Source organism: Halobacteriovorax sp. CON-3, assembly GCF_043196995.1.
In the GTDB taxonomy this organism is placed as follows: Bacteria; Bdellovibrionota; Bacteriovoracia; order Bacteriovoracales; family Bacteriovoracaceae; genus Halobacteriovorax_A.
In genome coordinates this window covers 1,135,544-1,151,995 of record NZ_JBEBNA010000001.1, presented here as the reverse complement: position 1 = coordinate 1,151,995, position 16,452 = coordinate 1,135,544, and the positions used below count along the sequence as shown (strand labels likewise).

21 protein-coding genes are annotated in these 16,452 nt (G+C 37.0%); 11 read left to right on the top strand and 10 right to left on the bottom strand.

The genetic code is table 11. The features are described 5' to 3' along the window. The first annotated feature begins 23 nt into the window (after positions 1-23). Entirely contained in the window at positions 24-242 is a 219-nt protein-coding gene (locus tag ABMA72_RS05375; protein ID WP_393056398.1) for a hypothetical protein, read from the top strand. Here ABMA72_RS05375 and ABMA72_RS05370 read toward each other — a convergent pair. Both ABMA72_RS05370 and ABMA72_RS05365 read right to left on the bottom strand, forming a co-directional pair. Further along, on the bottom strand, positions 239-1,063 hold the full coding sequence (locus ABMA72_RS05370; protein WP_392856811.1) for an RluA family pseudouridine synthase: 825 nt from the start codon (positions 1,061-1,063) through the stop codon (positions 239-241). The genes ABMA72_RS05375 and ABMA72_RS05370 overlap by 4 nt on opposite strands. Positions 1,064-1,069: 6 nt before the next feature. Further along, positions 1,070-1,372: a hypothetical protein gene (locus ABMA72_RS05365; protein WP_393056396.1), complete on the bottom strand. Its 303-nt coding sequence runs from the start codon at positions 1,370-1,372 to the stop codon at positions 1,070-1,072. Positions 1,373-1,401: 29 nt separating this feature from the next. Between ABMA72_RS05365 and ABMA72_RS05360 the strand changes: the two genes are divergently transcribed. The 3 genes from ABMA72_RS05360 to lgt are packed head-to-tail and all read left to right on the top strand — an operon-like array spanning position 1,402 to position 3,588. Next, positions 1,402-2,301 carry a radical SAM protein gene (locus ABMA72_RS05360; protein WP_393056394.1) on the top strand — a complete coding sequence of 300 codons (900 nt, stop codon included), beginning with the start codon at positions 1,402-1,404 and terminating at the stop codon, positions 2,299-2,301. Between the two features lie 22 nt (positions 2,302-2,323). Beyond that, on the top strand, positions 2,324-2,791 hold the full coding sequence (locus ABMA72_RS05355; protein ID WP_392856806.1) for a DUF2489 domain-containing protein: 468 nt from the start codon (positions 2,324-2,326) through the stop codon (positions 2,789-2,791). After that, on the top strand, positions 2,791-3,588 hold the full coding sequence (gene lgt, locus ABMA72_RS05350; RefSeq protein WP_393056393.1) for a prolipoprotein diacylglyceryl transferase: 798 nt from the start codon (positions 2,791-2,793) through the stop codon (positions 3,586-3,588). The genes ABMA72_RS05355 and lgt overlap by 1 nt, the downstream gene beginning before the upstream one ends. Here the strand turns inward: lgt and ABMA72_RS05345 are convergent. Continuing rightward, positions 3,545-3,751 (bottom strand): hypothetical protein, encoded by a 207-nt coding sequence (locus ABMA72_RS05345; RefSeq protein WP_021266340.1) that lies wholly within the window; start codon positions 3,749-3,751, stop codon positions 3,545-3,547. The two genes, lgt and ABMA72_RS05345, sit on opposite strands and share 44 nt — an antisense overlap. Before the next feature lie 91 nt (positions 3,752-3,842). Here ABMA72_RS05345 and serS point away from each other — a divergent pair, with 91 nt between their 5' ends. Beyond that, positions 3,843-5,123, top strand: coding sequence for a serine--tRNA ligase (gene serS, locus ABMA72_RS05340; RefSeq protein ID WP_392856803.1), 1,281 nt, complete (start codon positions 3,843-3,845; stop codon positions 5,121-5,123). A gap of 4 nt (positions 5,124-5,127) precedes the next feature. On the opposite strand, the gene ABMA72_RS05335 is transcribed toward serS, so the two are convergent. After that, positions 5,128-5,664 (bottom strand): GNAT family N-acetyltransferase, encoded by a 537-nt coding sequence (locus ABMA72_RS05335; protein WP_393056391.1) that lies wholly within the window; start codon positions 5,662-5,664, stop codon positions 5,128-5,130. A gap of 104 nt (positions 5,665-5,768) precedes the next feature. On the opposite strand from ABMA72_RS05335, the gene ABMA72_RS05330 reads away from it, so the two are divergent. Together ABMA72_RS05330 and ABMA72_RS05325 are read left to right on the top strand one after the other, a co-directional pair. Next, positions 5,769-6,878, top strand: a complete 1,110-nt coding sequence (locus ABMA72_RS05330) for a ParA family protein (protein WP_393056389.1) — start codon at positions 5,769-5,771, stop codon at positions 6,876-6,878. Positions 6,879-6,880: 2 nt separating this feature from the next. Next, entirely contained in the window at positions 6,881-7,288 is a 408-nt protein-coding gene (locus ABMA72_RS05325) for a hypothetical protein (protein ID WP_392856797.1), read from the top strand. On the opposite strand, the gene ABMA72_RS05320 is transcribed toward ABMA72_RS05325, so the two are convergent. The 3 genes from ABMA72_RS05320 to ABMA72_RS05310 form a co-directional block, all read right to left on the bottom strand. Continuing rightward, complete coding sequence (locus tag ABMA72_RS05320; RefSeq protein WP_392856794.1) at positions 7,271-7,591, bottom strand: hypothetical protein; 321 nt, start codon at positions 7,589-7,591, stop codon at positions 7,271-7,273. The two genes, ABMA72_RS05325 and ABMA72_RS05320, sit on opposite strands and share 18 nt — an antisense overlap. Next, the gene (locus ABMA72_RS05315) at positions 7,575-8,513 is read right to left on the bottom strand and encodes an HD-GYP domain-containing protein (RefSeq protein WP_392856792.1); all 939 of its coding nucleotides are present in this window, start codon (positions 8,511-8,513) and stop codon (positions 7,575-7,577) included. Before ABMA72_RS05315 ends, ABMA72_RS05320 begins: the two co-directional genes overlap by 17 nt. A gap of 88 nt (positions 8,514-8,601) precedes the next feature. After that, positions 8,602-10,482, bottom strand: coding sequence for a sensor histidine kinase (locus tag ABMA72_RS05310; RefSeq protein WP_393056387.1), 1,881 nt, complete (start codon positions 10,480-10,482; stop codon positions 8,602-8,604). A gap of 53 nt (positions 10,483-10,535) precedes the next feature. On the opposite strand from ABMA72_RS05310, the gene ABMA72_RS05305 reads away from it, so the two are divergent. From ABMA72_RS05305 to ABMA72_RS05290, 4 genes are all read left to right on the top strand, one after another. Continuing rightward, positions 10,536-11,183: a 2-hydroxychromene-2-carboxylate isomerase gene (locus ABMA72_RS05305; RefSeq protein WP_392856788.1), complete on the top strand. Its 648-nt coding sequence runs from the start codon at positions 10,536-10,538 to the stop codon at positions 11,181-11,183. Beyond that, positions 11,180-11,743 carry a peptidylprolyl isomerase gene (locus ABMA72_RS05300; RefSeq protein WP_393056385.1) on the top strand — a complete coding sequence of 188 codons (564 nt, stop codon included), beginning with the start codon at positions 11,180-11,182 and terminating at the stop codon, positions 11,741-11,743. Before ABMA72_RS05305 ends, ABMA72_RS05300 begins: the two co-directional genes overlap by 4 nt. A 97-nt stretch (positions 11,744-11,840) precedes the next feature. Beyond that, on the top strand, positions 11,841-13,700 hold the full coding sequence (locus tag ABMA72_RS05295) for a hypothetical protein (protein ID WP_392856784.1): 1,860 nt from the start codon (positions 11,841-11,843) through the stop codon (positions 13,698-13,700). A gap of 3 nt (positions 13,701-13,703) precedes the next feature. Continuing rightward, positions 13,704-14,363 carry a Type 1 glutamine amidotransferase-like domain-containing protein gene (locus ABMA72_RS05290; protein WP_393056383.1) on the top strand — a complete coding sequence of 220 codons (660 nt, stop codon included), beginning with the start codon at positions 13,704-13,706 and terminating at the stop codon, positions 14,361-14,363. On the opposite strand, the gene ABMA72_RS05285 is transcribed toward ABMA72_RS05290, so the two are convergent. From ABMA72_RS05285 to cmoA, 3 genes are read right to left on the bottom strand one after another with little or no spacing between them, the layout of a single operon-like run. Beyond that, positions 14,358-14,738, bottom strand: coding sequence for a YbaN family protein (locus ABMA72_RS05285; RefSeq protein WP_392856779.1), 381 nt, complete (start codon positions 14,736-14,738; stop codon positions 14,358-14,360). The two genes, ABMA72_RS05290 and ABMA72_RS05285, sit on opposite strands and share 6 nt — an antisense overlap. Beyond that, positions 14,738-15,667 (bottom strand): tRNA 5-methoxyuridine(34)/uridine 5-oxyacetic acid(34) synthase CmoB, encoded by a 930-nt coding sequence (cmoB, locus tag ABMA72_RS05280; RefSeq protein ID WP_392856778.1) that lies wholly within the window; start codon positions 15,665-15,667, stop codon positions 14,738-14,740. The genes ABMA72_RS05285 and cmoB overlap by 1 nt, the downstream gene beginning before the upstream one ends. 7 nt (positions 15,668-15,674) lie before the next feature. Next, a complete protein-coding gene (cmoA, locus tag ABMA72_RS05275) occupies positions 15,675-16,427 on the bottom strand; it encodes a carboxy-S-adenosyl-L-methionine synthase CmoA (protein WP_392856775.1) in 753 nt (250 codons plus the stop codon). Positions 16,428-16,452 lie beyond the last annotated feature (25 nt).

The following is a 16,452-nucleotide window of genomic DNA, read 5'->3' as shown; positions in this document are numbered from 1 at the left end:
CGTAGCGCAAGACTAAGTAATAGATGCACGTAAGTTTATTCTATGTTAAGTTTTGGCGTATGAAAGCCGGAAAAATCGAAATCGCATTCTTTGAAAAAGACAGATACCTATTCCCAATTAATCGTCGTAGCAAGAATCCTATTGTTGACTACAAGAATGAACTGATTAAGAAATCAATTGCAAAAGAATTAAATCTTAAGGTTAAAAATATCGACCTAAAAGATTATAAGAAACCTAACTAGAATAGCCTCTTGTCTTGAGGTAATTCGATAGTAACAAGATTCCCACTTCTCCATGGATCATCAAAAACAAGTTTAGATGCGATAAGGGCAAGGCCTGTATCGTTCACATTTCCTTTCCCGTAACGAGGATCACCCATTACTGGAAAACCTAGTTCTGTGAATTGAATTCTAATTTGGTGCTTACGTCCTGTGATGAGATTAACTTCAACAAGGGCCGTCTTTTCAAGATACTTCTTAACTTCGTACTCTAAAATGGCCTTTTTACCATCGATAACACTTTCAAGACGCTTGGCCTTTTCCGGCTTTCCTTTAATCTCGGCCTGATATGTTTTTTGAATTTTATGATTCTTAATCTGTTCTGAAAAAGCACGGGCAGCTTTCTTAGTATAAGCAATCATCATTAGACCGGCCGTCTCTTTATCAAGGCGGTGGATAAGAAATGGTTCACGTCCAGTGCGTTTGTGAATCTCTCTTATGATCGTGTACTCATCACCATACTTTGTCCCTTGGCACAGAAGCCCTGCTGGCTTGAAGTAAACTCCATAGTGGTGAGTCTCATGCATGCACTCAACAGTGCTCATATCAAATTCTGCAATATTTGGATCAACGTAAAGCTTGATCGTTTGACCGCGTTTGATTTCATACTTGGCCTTACGAATTCGCTCAGGCTTAGCAGACTTTGTCCAACAAGCACCTTGCTTCATAAGGTTTTTAATTTTTATCTTTGATAGCTCAATTCCTGCTTTTGCACATTTTTCTGCAAGTAGGTCTGCTGCCGTTGTATCTGAATAGGCCTTTGCCGTTACACTAAATTTCTTCATAAATTATTATCCATTAAAATAAGGACAACCGCTGCATCCACTCTGGCAACAGTCATTAATATCGGCTTCTTCATCAACTCTTAGGTTTGGTGAAACAAGAGATAGGGTATAAGTTTTTACGCCGCGAACATTTCCGACTAATGTGAAAAGTTCAGGGCTTTCAATTGGTGTCTCCATTGTTCCTAAGTTTAGAGATAGGGCCAGATGGTGAGCTATCGAGTGAGAATCACAAAGAATATTGAATTGTGCCTCATTATTTAGAGTCACTAGGTATTTCTCTGCATATGATTCAATGATATATTCTTTCATATATAATCCAAATCAATTAAGGTAGCGCCATGTTTTATGACTTTCCGATAAAATATCACGAACCTGTTTTCCGTCCTCCTTCTGAAGGGCGTTCTCTCCTTATACAACAAACCATTGGTTGCTCCAATAATAAATGTACATATTGCAATATGTACCGTTCTAAGACTTATAAAGAGAGAAACACCGATGAGGTAATTGAGGATATCAAGAAGGCGGCGGCCTATTACCGACGCTTTGAAATGCGCCCCTCTAAAGTATTTTTATGTGATGGGGATGCTCTTGGGGCCCCTACTGAGGATCTTTATAAGAGCCTTTTGGCAATTCGTGAGGAATTTGGAGATATTCGCGTGGGAGTCTATGCGACGGCCCAAAATATGCTGGATAAGACGCAAGAAGAACTTTGCTACTTAAAGGAAGCAGGCCTTGGTATTGCTTACCTTGGAATGGAATCTGGTTGTGACAAAGTCCTCCATATGACAGTTAAGGGAAATAGCGCCCAAGATATGATTGATGGTTCCAAAAAAGTTATGGATGCGGGGATGAAATTGTCTGTTATTGCCATGCTTGGACTTGGTGGCAAGAAGCATACTGAGACCCATGTAAAAGAGACATCACGTGTTCTATCTAAAATCTCTCCAGATTATCTGTCATTTCTTACGACAATGGCAGTTGAAGGAACCCCATATTACCGAATGGTACAGCGTGGCCTTGAAATGCTGACAACCAAGGAAATTCTAGGGGAGATGCACGATATCTTATCTGGCATTGAGGCCTCTCGAGAAATTTTACTTAGGATCAATCACGTCTCAAATATGTATCCAATTGGAGGGAGTCTTCCTCAAGATCAGGCCACGATAATTCAACAGGTTAAGCAGTGGTATGAGGAAGCGCCAGAAGGAACATATCCACCAAAACCTTCACATATGTAGGATTTCGCAGTATAAATTGGCCATGACTCAACAACAGTATAATATCGCATTTATCATTTTATCAGTTTTAGTATTCATCCTTTCAATGGGAGTAGGCTTCTTCTATATCAAGCTTAAGCAAGAGACGAAAAAGCGTATCGCCGAACATGACAAGATGGAAGCAAAAGAGAAAGAGAGACAGGCCTTTGTTCGTGACAGCCTAATTACAATTGCACGTGCCTTTGTCCAAAAACAGTGTGAAGCAAGTGAGGCCTGTATTCGCTTAAGAATGCTTATTGACCGCGTGGACTTTGTTGAGAATGAAGAATACCCAATTATCTTTTCGATGTATGAGGAAATTAAGCACTTTCCAACTCATCAGGCCCGCAAGGACCTATCAAAACAAGAGCGCTTCTCACAAGATAAGGAGCGATTTGCCATTGAAGACAAACACATGGATAATTTAACTATTGAATGTAATAAGCTAATAACAAATCTTATGGTTAATTAATGCAATACTATGTCCACAATCTTAATCCAATTGCTATCGATTTTTTGGGTGTTAAGATTGCGTGGTATTGGCTGGCCTACTTCTTCGGTTATTTCTGGACACTCTATTTAGGAAAGTATCTCATTAAAAGAGAAGAGCTAAGTGTCTCTTTTCATCATTATTTAAATTATCTCTTCTCTGGCTTCTTTGTCATGCTGGCCGGTGGGAAACTCTTTTATATCTTCTTCTATAATTTTAGTTATTATGCTGCGGACTTAAAGCGCGTTCTTTACTTCTGGGAGGGAGGAATGAGCTTTCACGGTGCCCTGATTGGGGGGGGGCTTTGGACTTACTACTACGCTAGAAAGCATGGGCTAAAATTCTTTGCCCTAACAGATATCGTTCTAACAACTGTTGGGCCAGGTATTATGTTTGGCCGTATCGCTAACTTTATTAATGGAGAGCTTGCGGGAAGAGTTTCAGACGTTCCTTGGGCCGTCATTTTTCCAAAATTATATGATTCTAATCCTCGTCATCCTTCACAGCTCTACGAAGCCTTTTTGGAAGGGTTAGTCTTATTTCTTATTTTATTTATTTTGAAAAAGAATTTAAAAAGACCAGCTTTAAACTCTGGCCTTTTTCTTATCATCTATGGAATTGGTCGTTTTATTGTTGAGTTCTTTCGAACTCCTGATCCACAAATTGGGCTCTTCTTTAACCTCTTTTCAGTGGGGCAATTCTACTGTTTTGCGATGATACTCATTGGAGTGGCAATTATTTTTTGGCCTTCTCGTTTATCGCATTCTCGTACTGCTTAAGTAATTCTGGATCAACTTCTGTTGGTGTAATTTTACGGAAACTCTTGCGAGCATTAATCATATTTTCACACTTATGGACGGCACCGTCACCTTCTACTGGAACGTTTTTACGCCCATCTTTCATCCAAGTAATTTCTTTTCCACAATAACGACATGATGCCATGAGTAACTCCCTGATTTTAAAGCAATTTAGAGTGTCAATTTTAGTGGTTTTGGGTTATTCTAACAACTATAAAAATAAACTGGAGTGCATAGTGTTAGATATCAAATTTATCAGAGAAAATGTTGATTTAATGAAGGATGTAATTGCGAACAAGCGAATTGGGCTTGATCTAGATGAACTTCTTTCAATTGACTCTAAACTCTCTGAATTAAAGACGAAACAACAGGATTTACAAGAGAAGAGAAATGCTCACTCGAAATTAATCCCAAAAGCATCTAACGAAGAAAGACCAAAACTTATTGCTGAAGGTAAAGAAATTGCCAACGAGCTTAAGGAAATGAATCCAGAAATTAGTGAACTTGAAGAAAAGTTTAAGGCGCTTATGTACGTTGTTCCAATGGTTCCATCTAAAGATGCACCAGTTGGAAAAGACGATAGTGAAAACGTTGTAAGCCGTGTTGAAGGTGAGAAGCCAAATTTCTCATTTGCTCCAAGACATCACGTTGAAATTTTAGAAATGAACGAATGGGCAGAGTTTAAGAATATCGCAAAAGTTTGTGGTTCACGTTCTTACTCTCTTAGAAATGATATGGTTCTTTTAGAAATGGCCATGCACCGCCTCGCTCTTGATATGCTAACGGAAAAAGGCTTCACACTTGTTTCATCACCATCGATGGCAAGAGAAGACGCTCTTTATGGTACAGGTCACTTTCCAACTGGAAGAGAAGACGCTTACTATATTCCAGAGCATGATATCTATCTTTCAGGAACAGCAGAAGTTCAATTAAATAGTCTTCACGGTGGTGAGATTATCAATGAATCAGATCTGCCAATTTTATACGCTGGTTTCTCTCCATGTTTTAGAGGGGAAGCGGGAAGTTACGGTAAGGATGTAAAAGGTCTTATCCGTGTCCACCAATTTCAAAAAACAGAACAATTCGTTATCTGTAAAGGTGATGAAGCGGAATCTGAAAAATGGCATAAGTCACTTCTTGAAGCTGCAGAAGAATTCTGTAAGGCACTTGAGCTTCCATATCAAATCCTAGAAGTATGTACAGGTGATATGGGTGCTGGAAAATTTAGAATGTACGATATTGAGTGCTGGGTACCAAGTGAAGAAAAGTACCGTGAGACACACTCATGTTCTGCACTTCACGACTGGCAAGCAAGAAGAACAAATACTCGCTACAGAGATGCAGATGGAAATGTTAAGCACGTTTTCACTTTAAATAACACGATGGTTGCAACGCCAAGAATTCTTGTTCCTTTCATTGAAAATCATCAACAAGAAGATGGTTCAATTTATGTTCCTGAGAAATTAAGAGCATATATGGGTGGAAAAGAAGTTCTTAAAGGACGTAATCGCCAGTAGGTGATTAAGAGGGAAGGATCAGGCTTATGGTCTGAACTCCCTGCTCACTTTGTGATAACTTGAGCTCACATCCATGCGTCTTTGTCATGGATTGGGCCAAGCCTATCATTTGCGTATTTGTACTAAGCATCTCTCCCTTTAGGATTTTTACTCCTCGAGACCTCGCCTCAAGAATTAATAAACTTAGCAATTCCTTACCAATACCAATGCCTTGGTATTTATCAATGATAGTAATGGCAAACTCTGCAATAGCTGGATTGTCTCGTTGAATATCAAACCTTGCAACTCCCATTGGATGAGAGGGACTTGTGATTGTTGCGACACCGATAGCATAGTGAAATCTCTTATCGTATTCGGTGAGATTGATGAGCTCTTTAGCAGTTAAACCTTTCTTTGCACCAAAGAAGCGGTGATAGATGGACTTAGGTTCCATTTCATGGATACCTTCAAGAAGCATCTTCTTATCAAGAGGGCCGATTTCACGAATCTGTGCTTTATGGCCTGCAAAATCGTAAATATGGTCTAGAGCTAAAGCTTCCACATCGAAATAGTATCACAGCTTCATTTGAGAGTATGATTTTTTTGACACAGCCTCCACTAAATGCGTAAAATTATAAGTAAAGTACTTATGGAGGAGACTTAATAATGGATAATTTCTACCCACTTAAAAAAGTGGCCGATATATATGGTGACCCAAATTTAAAATTTGAGATACAAGATCTAGAATCTGCCGGGCAAATTCCGGCCTCTCGTAAGTACAGAAGTGGTGCAATCTTTAGAAAAGGTTGGCCAGTAAATTTACTTCCAAAAATAGGCGAACAAGTTGGTTATTTCAAGAAATTTGAAAAGCCTACTTCGGTTTGTGTTTTCACGACAAAGGGTGGAGTTCTTAAATCGACACTTGCTCTAAACCTTGCGCGCACAGCTGCACTTCATGGACAGCGAGTATGTGTTGTTGGACTTGATATCCAAGGAGATGTAACAACGTCACTTGGTTATGATACTGAGTCTGATGACAGCGGAAGCCTTGATGAGCTTATTCAAAAACTAGATCAGACAAAGGGCCTATGTGATTACTTCTCTGGGGAGGCAACTCTTGATGAAGTGATCGTTCAACTAGGAATGCCTAATTTATTTATTATTCCAGAGACACCTGAGCTTGTTGCTCTTAATGACTCATTAAATAATATTAACCGACGTGAGTTTTGGTTAAAAGAAAGAGTGATTGATCCACTTAAAGAGCACTTTGATCTTGTGATCATGGACTGCTCTCCAAATTGGAATAAGCTAACGACTAATGCTCTTGTGGCAAGTGATGCACTAATTTCACCTCTCGAGTGTAAGATTAATAACTTTAGAAACTTCAGAGTTTTCTCTCACTTCCTAAAAGAATTTAAAGATGAGATGAGACTAGATTTTGAATCAATCTTTGTACCAACAAAGTATTCAACAAATAAGAAGTTAAGTAACGATATCTTAAATTGGTACTATCAGAATGTTACTGGTTGTACGACTGTTGGTATTAAAGAATCAGTAAGTGCTGAAGAGGCGATGGCGCTTAATCTTTCAATTGCAGAACATGCAGCTGGAAAGCCCATTGCAAAAGACACTGTTGAGTTATTTAAACAAATCCATCAGGCGATCTCTAATTATCACATAAGAAAATCAGAACAAAATCAACTTCCCGGACATCAGGCACGAGTTTTTGGAGGCCTAGGGCAAGCTAATTTTGGAAATTTGAGTAATAGGTTTTAATTATGGCCATTGGTTTAAATGATTTAACAGCTAAGAAACAGGCCAAGAAGGTTGAGGTTGCCCCAGCTGTCGTTGCTGTTGAAGAGGTTGTTGTTGCGACTCCTGAAGAAGTTATGGAGAAGCAACAAAGGCCATGGGAAGGAAAGTTTCAGGCCCAAAAGAGTTCTGTGGCAAATCAGGCCGTAAAAAGAGCAAGAGAGATTTCTGCTAAGAATGAGCTTCATGCAAAAGAGCTAAGAAAGAATTTTACTAGTGCACAGAAAGAATTAGAAATTAATCAATATATTGAAAATCGTGAGAAAGAGTTTATCGACTTAGATTCGTCTAAGAATATGCTTAAGTCAAAGAATCGCATAAGAACACAGCGCTCTTTGTTTAAGAGACTAAGAGATTCAATCTTTAGGTCTTAAATTCTTGTCGATATTAAAATTATGAAATTCTTTTTCATTAAAACAGTGAAGAATTTTAGGGGAGTACTTCTCGATTACATCTTTCGAGTTAGCTCCTCTAAAAAGCTCATTAAAGGCATTTGAACACACTTGCTTTGTAAATTTATGCTTGATCCCACTACATTGCTTAATAAAATCACAAGAATGAGGATAGCCTCGATAGCACTTCATTGATTCTATATCACATGTATTTTCATCCACTATCTTTGTATTGCATGAAGAGAGTAGAAAAATTAAAACTGCTAAGCTAGACAATATTTTCATCGATTAATATATCCTTAAACTTGTTAATGACATCATGCTCGTAGTGATCAAGTTGATTCATTGTTAATTCAGTTAGCGCATCCCTTGCATTCATCTTGTGGACAGTAACCATTTTATCGTAAGTATTTACAAGAGAGATAATCATTATGGGGAGGCTTAATTCCTTTAAACGATTTGGGCCAGCGCCACCTTTGACTTCTTCATGGTTGACGATGAGTTCAAGAACTTCCTTTGTTACCCATGGTTTATCTTTAAGAGCACTGACGGCATCTTTAACGTGAAGGCCATAAACTCTTTTCTCATCTTCACTCAACTCTTCTTTATTCTTTTTAAAGAGCTCTTGATCTTGGCTATTTAAGCGCGTGATTCCAACATCGTGGAGTAGACTTGCAGTCGCAATATTTGAAATCTCGGTATCATTACAACCTGCTCTGATAGCAAGCCTAGTAGCAAGGGTTGCAACATTCATTGAGTGTTCAATAATTAAATTTGTATCGACAGTTTTTTTATCAAAGAATTGTTTTAAGGCATCTGGCCCTGAAGAGAGAACTTTTTTTAACTGAGCGGCAGCAAGCTCTGTCATTTGATAATTTTCTTCTTTATCTGGAGCCTTCAGTGTTTGTTCGATTGCCGTCTTACACGCACCATCAACGACTTCAATCTTTTCTTCAATTGGTATGTCAATATCCTGAAGTTTTGAATCAAGAAGGTCTTTAATATATTGCTGATATTTTTCAACATCTGCTTCAAGAATATAGAACTTAGCAACTTGTTGCTTATTTAGCTTTTCAAGTTTCTCATGTGAGATTGCACTGCCTGCCTCTTGATACTTAAGATAGGTCTCTTTAAAGTAAATATATAAATCAAACGTTATGACGCTTTCTGCTTCAATTGTTGTGATTCTTAGAGGGTAGTAATCCATAAATCCTAATTCATTAAAACTAATAATAAAGTCTATTAATTTAATTTTATGGTGAATTTAGAATTTACACAACTATAGAGACTTAACACTATTTGTGTTTATTGAGAGGAATATAAAGTGCCACAAGAGTTCCAACGGGTTTTCGCTCAATTGTGAACTTTATCTTAAGTAATTCGCAATAAGAGCGAATAATAAAATAGCCAAAACCGGAACCTTTTTCTCCTAAGGTACCAAAGCTGATTCCTGTATCGATCTTATTATAGATTTGTTCTAACTTCTTTTTCGTAATCCCAATACCATTATCATAAACTTCGAGCTTAAGCGCTTGATCCACCTGTGTGCAAGAGATCTTGATTAGTCCTTGATTTGGAGTAAATTTTATTGAGTTTGAGATGATATTACCCAGAATCTGGTGAGTGAGGATTGCAAGGTTAGAGTAGACCTGTAAGTCCTCAGAAGTCTGAGGGATTTCAATTTCTATTTTCTTTCTTTCACACTGAGGAGAGAAGATCGTTACAATATTATCAAGTAAGCTTTTAACCTTCACATATTCGAGGTGCGGCTCATTATTGATTAACTCTTGTTCTGCCTTAACATTATCTAAGATGTCTTTGATATGCATACAGGCCGAGTAAACCTTAGGCCATGCCTTCGTTTCTTCAACATACCCTCGACGAAGATAGCGACTTGAGTAACCGATAATAACAAAGAGAGAGTTTGCAATATCATGAGAGAGTACTCTTAGGAGGCGAATATACTTTTGCTGATCTAGGTTTTTAATGAAGTTAATTTCATTTTCTTTTTGAAGTCTATTGATCTTTAGACTTAGGGCAATTGATAGGGTGAATGACTCTACCATATTTCCTAAGAGAATCGAGTTTTGTGTAAAGTCATTGTCTGTAAAGTGGCCGTAGATTGTCGCAAAATAGGCGAATATACCAATGTTCATGATAAGCCATGAAAGTAGATAGACTTTTGATTCAATCGTCGGCTGTTTTACGTTCGTATAGATTGAAATATAAATGATAAAGATAACTAGACTTAAGATATAAATATCGACGAGTGGCCCTATGATAAAATTAAACGAATCAAAGAATGGGACGACAACTGAGATGATTAGAGCAATTGATACGACTGCATAAATCTTTTCTAGTCTCTTTATAACTGGACTCTCAAAGAAGTCGATACTCAAGAGGTCCTTGGTAAACTTATATAGGTAGTTACACGAGATCATCGCAAAGACACCTAGATATTTCACATGATTACTTAAGGAAAGGATACCCTGTGTGTAACCAGATAAGGCCAGAACAGAGTTAACCATAAAGAAAATAAAGACTGAGTAGACGATATAGATCGACGCTCTATTAATGAGGCCAAGAATTAGGTTATAGATGAGAAGAGTACACATAAAGCCTAGATAAATAGAAAGGCTTATGATTCTAGTCTGTTCCTCTTTTTGAATATACTTAGTGTCTGCCAGTAAGGCCTTAGTATCAAATTTGTGTAGACTATGAGTTTTGAGAACAATCGTTTGTTGCTCTCCCGGCCCTAGGTCTATCCTCAATGACTTGTGCAGAGTTGTATTTGCATTTATTTTTTCGACAGGAAATTCAGAGACCTTTTGTGATGCTAAATCCACAAGATAGACTTCATGTAATTTAAAAGTATGGGTATTAAAATAAAGCTCTTTGTGAACAGAGTGGTCTAATGTATTTCTAAAGTTAAAACGTAGGTAAATATTTTTATTTGTATAATCAAGATTTACAACAGTCTTGCCGTTGCTTTTAAAGCCGTCTGGTGTGTAGTGCTTCTCATCAGTAAGCTTGTATTCGACATACCTTGAAATATTATGATTTTGATCTTTGAAAGTCTTATTATTAATCTGTACAATTGTCTGCGTTGCGAGAATTTCTTTTGCTGGAATGAAAAGAAGAAGTAATAATAAGAATCGAAAAATAAAATTAATCACTAAGAAAGTATAATTTTAATTAAACAAACTTTAAATAACAATTGTGTAGATAGATGAAAAAAAACTTGAATTTCTATTTTGACTTCACGTCTCCTTATTCATACCTAAGTATGATGCAAATAGACGCAGGGCTTCTGGCCGAGAAGTATGAGATTAATTATTGCCCAGTGATGGTGGGAAGGCTTTTTGCCTTGAATGAAATGAGTGCACCTGCGCAAGTAAAGAACAAGGCCTTGTACTTATTTAAAGAAGCCTTGAGAAGTGCTGAGCACTTGGGAGTAAAACTAACTTCACCAAAGATGCTTCCTTTTAATTCTTTACCTTACTTAAGAATGGCCCTCGGTCTTAAGAATGATAAATTGAAGCAAGCAGCATTTATTCTTGAAACATTTCATTATGGTTGGAAGTATGGTCACGATTTTAATGACTATAATCAGTTTAAAGAGTTTATTACGAAAAAATGTTTGACACCAGAGGAGTACGAACGTTTAGATAGTGATCGTAATTTAAAGAAAGAGTTAAAGCTTGATATTAATCGTGCCTTTGATAAAGGAGTCTTCGGAGTTCCAACATTTGAAGTTGACGATGATTTTTATTGGGGCAATCACAATATTGACTTTCTCGCAAAAAATAAATTTTTAGATTATAATGAACACGAAGAATTTATTAACTTTAAAAAATTCTTCGAGGAAGAAAAATGAAATTGAAATTGAAATTAAAACTACTTTTTATTCTATTAATTGGTCTTAGCGTACATGCAAACACTAAGGTAATGATGAAAACTAATTATGGTGACATCACAATTAAGCTTTATGATAAAAAGGCACCTGAGACAGTAAAAAACTTTTTAAGCTATGTTAACTCTGGTTTCTATAATGGAACTATTTTTCACCGTGTAATTGATGGATTCATGATTCAAGGTGGGGGATACGATACAAGCCTTAAGAAGAAGAAAACAGAAAAGCCAATTAAGAACGAGGCGACAAATGGCCTAAGTAATGTTCTTGGAACAATTGCGATGGCAAGAACTTCTGTTATTAATTCAGCAACTTCACAATTCTTTGTGAACGTAAAAGATAATACTTTTCTCGATCATTCAGGGCCAACGCCATCTCAATATGGTTATGCAGTATTCGGAAAAGTTATTAGTGGCATGGCCGTTGTTAATCGAATCAAAAAATCAAAAACTGGAAGAAATGGCCCATTTCAAAATCTTCCGGTATCAAATATCGAAATTAAGAAGGTTTACGTCCTTCCTTAATTCTGAAGCTTTACAGAAACACTCAAGTATATAGCTCACAAATAGCAAATTCTTCGTACGGAAGAATTTGCTATTTTAGTTAAGATATAATCTGAGTATGGGCTCATTAAAGATAAGTAGCAAAACAAATAATAAATTATCTAGTAAATCGAATTTAAGTTATTCTAAATTTAGTCAAATTAATGGCAAACATCCGCTCCAGGATAGCTGCCAAGATTCCTTTATTACATACCAGGTACGAAAGAGGCATGGGGGAAGTGTTGCTTACTTTAACTTTGAGCTAGCAAAGGAGATGGGACTAATCCCTGAAGAGCATGAAAATACCCTTACTAAAGATCTTGCTCAAAAAATCCTCGATACATTCTCTATCGTGATCATTAATGAATATGATATTGAAAATGGTGTTGAATACCCAAAAGATGAAATCTTACCAAATCGCTATATGGCAACACGCTATCTTCAGCTACAACACCCGAATAAGCAGGGGAAGACCTCTGGTGATGGGCGCTCTATTTGGAACGGAACGGTCAATCACAATGGCCTTACTTGGGATATCTCAAGTCAGGGAACTGGGGCAACGAAACTTTCACCTGCAACTCATATACAAAATAAGTACTTTAAAACTGGAGACCCTTCGATTTCATACGGTTGTGGCTACTCTGAGTTTGATGAAGGACTTGCAACTCTTATGTTTTCAGAAGTTATGCAAAAGAATAACTATGAGACGGAGAGGTGTCTTGCCATTATTAAGTTTAAAGACAATATCTCAATCAATGTTAGGGCCAATAGTAACTTAATTAGGCCTTCACATATGTTCAATCATCTAAAGCAGGCCAATTATAATGCCTTAAAAGATATCGTTAATTATTATATTGATCGCCAAAAAATGAATCATGATTGGCAGAAGGTACCTAAGACAACTAAGGCGAGATACCGCTACTTCTTAAAGAAGCAAGTTGAGGTCTTTGCAAAGCTTGCGGCAAATTTTGAAGATGACTATATCTTTTGTTGGCTGGATTGGGATGGAGATAATATCCTTATGAATGGGGGAATTATCGACTATGGCTCAATTAGGCAGTTCGGGCTCTACCACCATGAGTATCGCTTTGACGATGTTCAACGCTATTCCACAACAATTAAAGAACAAAAGGATAAGGCCAAGTATATTGTTCAATCCTTTGTACAGATTGTGGATTTTTTAGAAACGAAAGAAAAGAAACCTATCGCTGAATTTGCGGCAAGTGAGTATCTCGAACAATTTGATGAAATTTTTGAGACTCAAAAGAAATATAATCTCATTTCAAAAATAGGGATTTCTCCGAAATATCATGATTGGTTAATTCAAAAAAAATCTCAAGAAATTGAAGAGCTACAAAGATCCTTCTATTATTTCGAAAAAGCGAAATCAAGCTTTGGCCTCTATGAAGTTAGTGATGGAATTTGTTGGGATGCAATCTTTAGTATGCGCGATATTCTCCGAGAGTACCCCCAAATGATATTGAGTCGAGGAGAGTGGATTACTCGTGAGGAGTTTATTAATATCGCTAAATCTAGTTATGCAAGTAAGGCCGACTTAGAGATCAATTCATATCGTGCGAATAAAATTGATTCTTTTCAAGATTCTTATATTAAGTTACTTCACTTGGTTTCAAAGAAATCAAAGAAGAAATTTGATGAAGTGTTATTAGAAGTTGTTATGCGCTCTTCAATCATTAATAAGTATGAAAGAGTAACAGGGGATAGTATCGCACGCATCGTTGAATCAATGATGAAGAAGTATAAGAAGTTTGATCCACAAACGATTTTCAATGTGGTTCATGACTTTAGGGAACATCAAACATTCGACCCTGATAATATCAGTCCGAAGAGTGAGCGAGTTGCGAATGAGAAGAAGCATCTAAAGCCTATCGTAAAAGAGCTTCTAAAAATTGTAAGAGATTACAGAGAAGGCATCTAGCAAATGAAAATTGGATTATATGGTGGCGGCGACTTTTGTGACAATGTCGAAATTGACGAGCATATCCTTGAGCTTTGTAAGAGCGATTCACCAAGCATAACTTATATACCTGCAGGTTCTTATGAATCTGAATTAGAATTCATTGACCTAATCATGGCCTATAAGAAAATAGGCTTTAAAAGGTTTATTCATCTTCCTGTTGATCATGAGTTTGATCGAACACTAAAAGAAGAGGCCCTTCAAAGTGATGTGATTCATCTTGGGGGAGGGAATACCTTTTACTTTTTAAAGCATCTCAAAGAAAGTGGGATGTTTGAGGAATTGATTGAGTATGTAGGGCGAGGAGGAATTCTAACAGGACTCTCTGCTGGCGCTATTATCACAACTCCTAATATTTTAACGGCATCTTTCCCTCCTTGGGATCGCGATGATAATGAAGATAATGTAACTGATTTTGAGGCCATGAATATTATCGACTTTGAATTCTTTCCACATTATCGCAAATCAAAGCGTTACGATGACGAATTGAAGAGACATTCGATTCTATCTCGCTATCCAATTTATGCATGTCCCGATGGAAGTGGACTTGTAGTTACTGATGAAGAAGTTGTTGTTCACGGAGAGTGTTATATTTTTGAAAAAGGTCAGAAGTATAAATTATAGCTTTCTCTTACTCGGTCTTGTCAGTAAGAAAACAATAACCCCAATTCCTATTAATGAAACGATAACTTTTATCGTTGGATCAACTTCTACGTAAATCAGTGTGTACGAAAAAAGGGCCACGATCATTGAGATGGCAATGATTTTTGACTTCACACTGACGACACCATACTTATTCCAATCTGTGATTATTGGCCCAAAAATCTTGTGGTCAAGGAGCCACTGGTAGTACTTCTCATTACTTTGAGAAAAGAAGTATGCACTTAGCAGCAGAAAAGGAGTTGTTGGAATAAGAGGAAGAAAGATACCAATAAAGGCAAGAATCACAAATGCAATTCCAAAGCTTAGGTAAATGGCCTTTCTGCTCTTATTGATCATTAAAAAGTCTTTATTGGTGAATTAGGCTTTTTCTTTGCTCTAATACAAAACCTTACCGGAGCAGGATAGCCTTCAACTGTTTTCGTTTTATCATCAGGGTCTAAGAAGTCTTCAAGTGATTGATGTGGAGGTGGACACCACTTTGTTTGTCTCTGTTCTTCAAAATTAGTCGTTGAAACAGAAACAACTTCCATATCAATAAAGCCAGTACGATTAATCCAATTCTTTAGACAACTAAGAGTTGGTAGAAACCATACATTTCTCATCTTTGAATAACGGTCTTCAGGGAAGAGACAGATCGTTTCTTCTCCAGGAATACCAATTGTCTCCATAATCATTTCTCCGCCAGGAACAAGAGACTCTCTAATTGAGATTAGCTGCTCAAGAGGATGACGGTGATGGTAGAGAACTCCCATTGAGAAGACGACATCAAAGAATGATCTAAAATTTGGAAGGTCTTCAATTCCAAATAATTCAAATTTTAAATTATCGTATTTTTTAAAGTGATTGATAAATTCAAACTGGGCCTGATTGTGTAGCACAGGATCAATTCCAAGCACTAGCTTTGGGTCTTGCTTGGCCATCTCAAACATATAGTAGCCGTTATTACAGCCTACATCTAAGACAACCTTATCTTTCAAGTTTGGTAGAGATTCTTTTAATCTTTGCCACTTCTTATCAGAGCGCCATTCCGCATCGATATCGAGCTCGCCAACTTGAAAAGGTCCCTTTCGCCAAGGAATAAGTTTCGTTGCAGTCTCTAGAGTTTCTTTTGAATCCTCTTCAAGAGAAGGAATGATATCAAAAATCTCTTTGTATTCTTTTTGGTACTTTGTACGAAACATTTGAATCTTTTCGGCCTTAAGCTGTTTTAAAGACTCAATATCAACTCGATTACCAAATTTTTCTAAGTATTCTAAATTATCCATTCTCTTCCTATTTGATACATAGGTAACAAGCAAAATTATACCATCTAAAAATCATTTCAGATTTCTTAAATCCTGCTTCATCAAGCATTTTAAGTTGTTGTTGTGGAGTAAGAGGTCTAAGAACATTTTCGAGGGCCTCTCGCTTTTGAGCAATTTCCATCTCACTATAACCATTTCTACGTTTAAAATCGTAATAAAGATCAATGAGTAGGTTATCAATTTGCTCGTCTTGGCAGATGATCTTTTCTGCTAAGATAAAGCAGCCATTATCATTTAGGCCATTGTAGATATTTTTAAGAACATCTAGGCGTTCTTCGACAGGTAGGAATTGAAGCGTATAGTTCATGATGGCCATACCAGCCTTTTCAATCTTTACATCAGTAATCGACTCTTCTAGTAACTTAACATTTTCCTGTAGTCCGTGAGACTTAAGCTTTTGTGCTGCTTTTTCAAGCATTGGCCTTGAAGTATCAATTCCAACAAATTGAGGTAGCTCTTTATCATTTTGGCGAAAGTAGTCGGCCATTAAAAGCATTGTTGTTCCTGTTGAACAACCAAAGTCATAGACAGTACCTGATTCGTAAAAGCGTCTTGTCAGGTCGATGATAATTTTATGAATCTCGTGATAATTTGGAATACTACGTGACACCATGTCGTCAAATACTGAGGCCACATCTTGATTGAATTCAAAATCTGAGATTTTTTCAATTTTCTTTGCAAAGACTTGGTCTTTACCAGCGTTTAAAAATTTATTTTCCATGTGGCGAAACTAGAATATCTTTTGG

Coding starts and splice junctions, on each gene's coding strand:
- ABMA72_RS05375 (WP_393056398.1), top strand. CDS start 24: ATGCACGTAAGTTTATTCTATGTTAAGTTTTGGCGTATGAAAGCCGGA.
- ABMA72_RS05370 (WP_392856811.1), bottom strand. CDS start 1,063: ATGAAGAAATTTAGTGTAACGGCAAAGGCCTATTCAGATACAACGGCA.
- ABMA72_RS05365 (WP_393056396.1), bottom strand. CDS start 1,372: ATGAAAGAATATATCATTGAATCATATGCAGAGAAATACCTAGTGACT.
- ABMA72_RS05360 (WP_393056394.1), top strand. CDS start 1,402: ATGTTTTATGACTTTCCGATAAAATATCACGAACCTGTTTTCCGTCCT.
- ABMA72_RS05355 (WP_392856806.1), top strand. CDS start 2,324: ATGACTCAACAACAGTATAATATCGCATTTATCATTTTATCAGTTTTA.
- lgt (WP_393056393.1), top strand. CDS start 2,791: ATGCAATACTATGTCCACAATCTTAATCCAATTGCTATCGATTTTTTG.
- ABMA72_RS05345 (WP_021266340.1), bottom strand. CDS start 3,751: ATGGCATCATGTCGTTATTGTGGAAAAGAAATTACTTGGATGAAAGAT.
- ABMA72_RS05330 (WP_393056389.1), top strand. CDS start 5,769: ATGGATAATTTCTACCCACTTAAAAAAGTGGCCGATATATATGGTGAC.
- ABMA72_RS05325 (WP_392856797.1), top strand. CDS start 6,881: ATGGCCATTGGTTTAAATGATTTAACAGCTAAGAAACAGGCCAAGAAG.
- ABMA72_RS05320 (WP_392856794.1), bottom strand. CDS start 7,591: ATGAAAATATTGTCTAGCTTAGCAGTTTTAATTTTTCTACTCTCTTCA.
- ABMA72_RS05315 (WP_392856792.1), bottom strand. CDS start 8,513: ATGGATTACTACCCTCTAAGAATCACAACAATTGAAGCAGAAAGCGTC.
- ABMA72_RS05305 (WP_392856788.1), top strand. CDS start 10,536: ATGAAAAAAAACTTGAATTTCTATTTTGACTTCACGTCTCCTTATTCA.
- ABMA72_RS05300 (WP_393056385.1), top strand. CDS start 11,180: ATGAAATTGAAATTGAAATTAAAACTACTTTTTATTCTATTAATTGGT.
- ABMA72_RS05295 (WP_392856784.1), top strand. CDS start 11,841: ATGGGCTCATTAAAGATAAGTAGCAAAACAAATAATAAATTATCTAGT.
- ABMA72_RS05290 (WP_393056383.1), top strand. CDS start 13,704: ATGAAAATTGGATTATATGGTGGCGGCGACTTTTGTGACAATGTCGAA.
- ABMA72_RS05285 (WP_392856779.1), bottom strand. CDS start 14,738: ATGATCAATAAGAGCAGAAAGGCCATTTACCTAAGCTTTGGAATTGCA.
- cmoB (WP_392856778.1), bottom strand. CDS start 15,667: ATGGATAATTTAGAATACTTAGAAAAATTTGGTAATCGAGTTGATATT.
- cmoA (WP_392856775.1), bottom strand. CDS start 16,427: ATGGAAAATAAATTTTTAAACGCTGGTAAAGACCAAGTCTTTGCAAAG.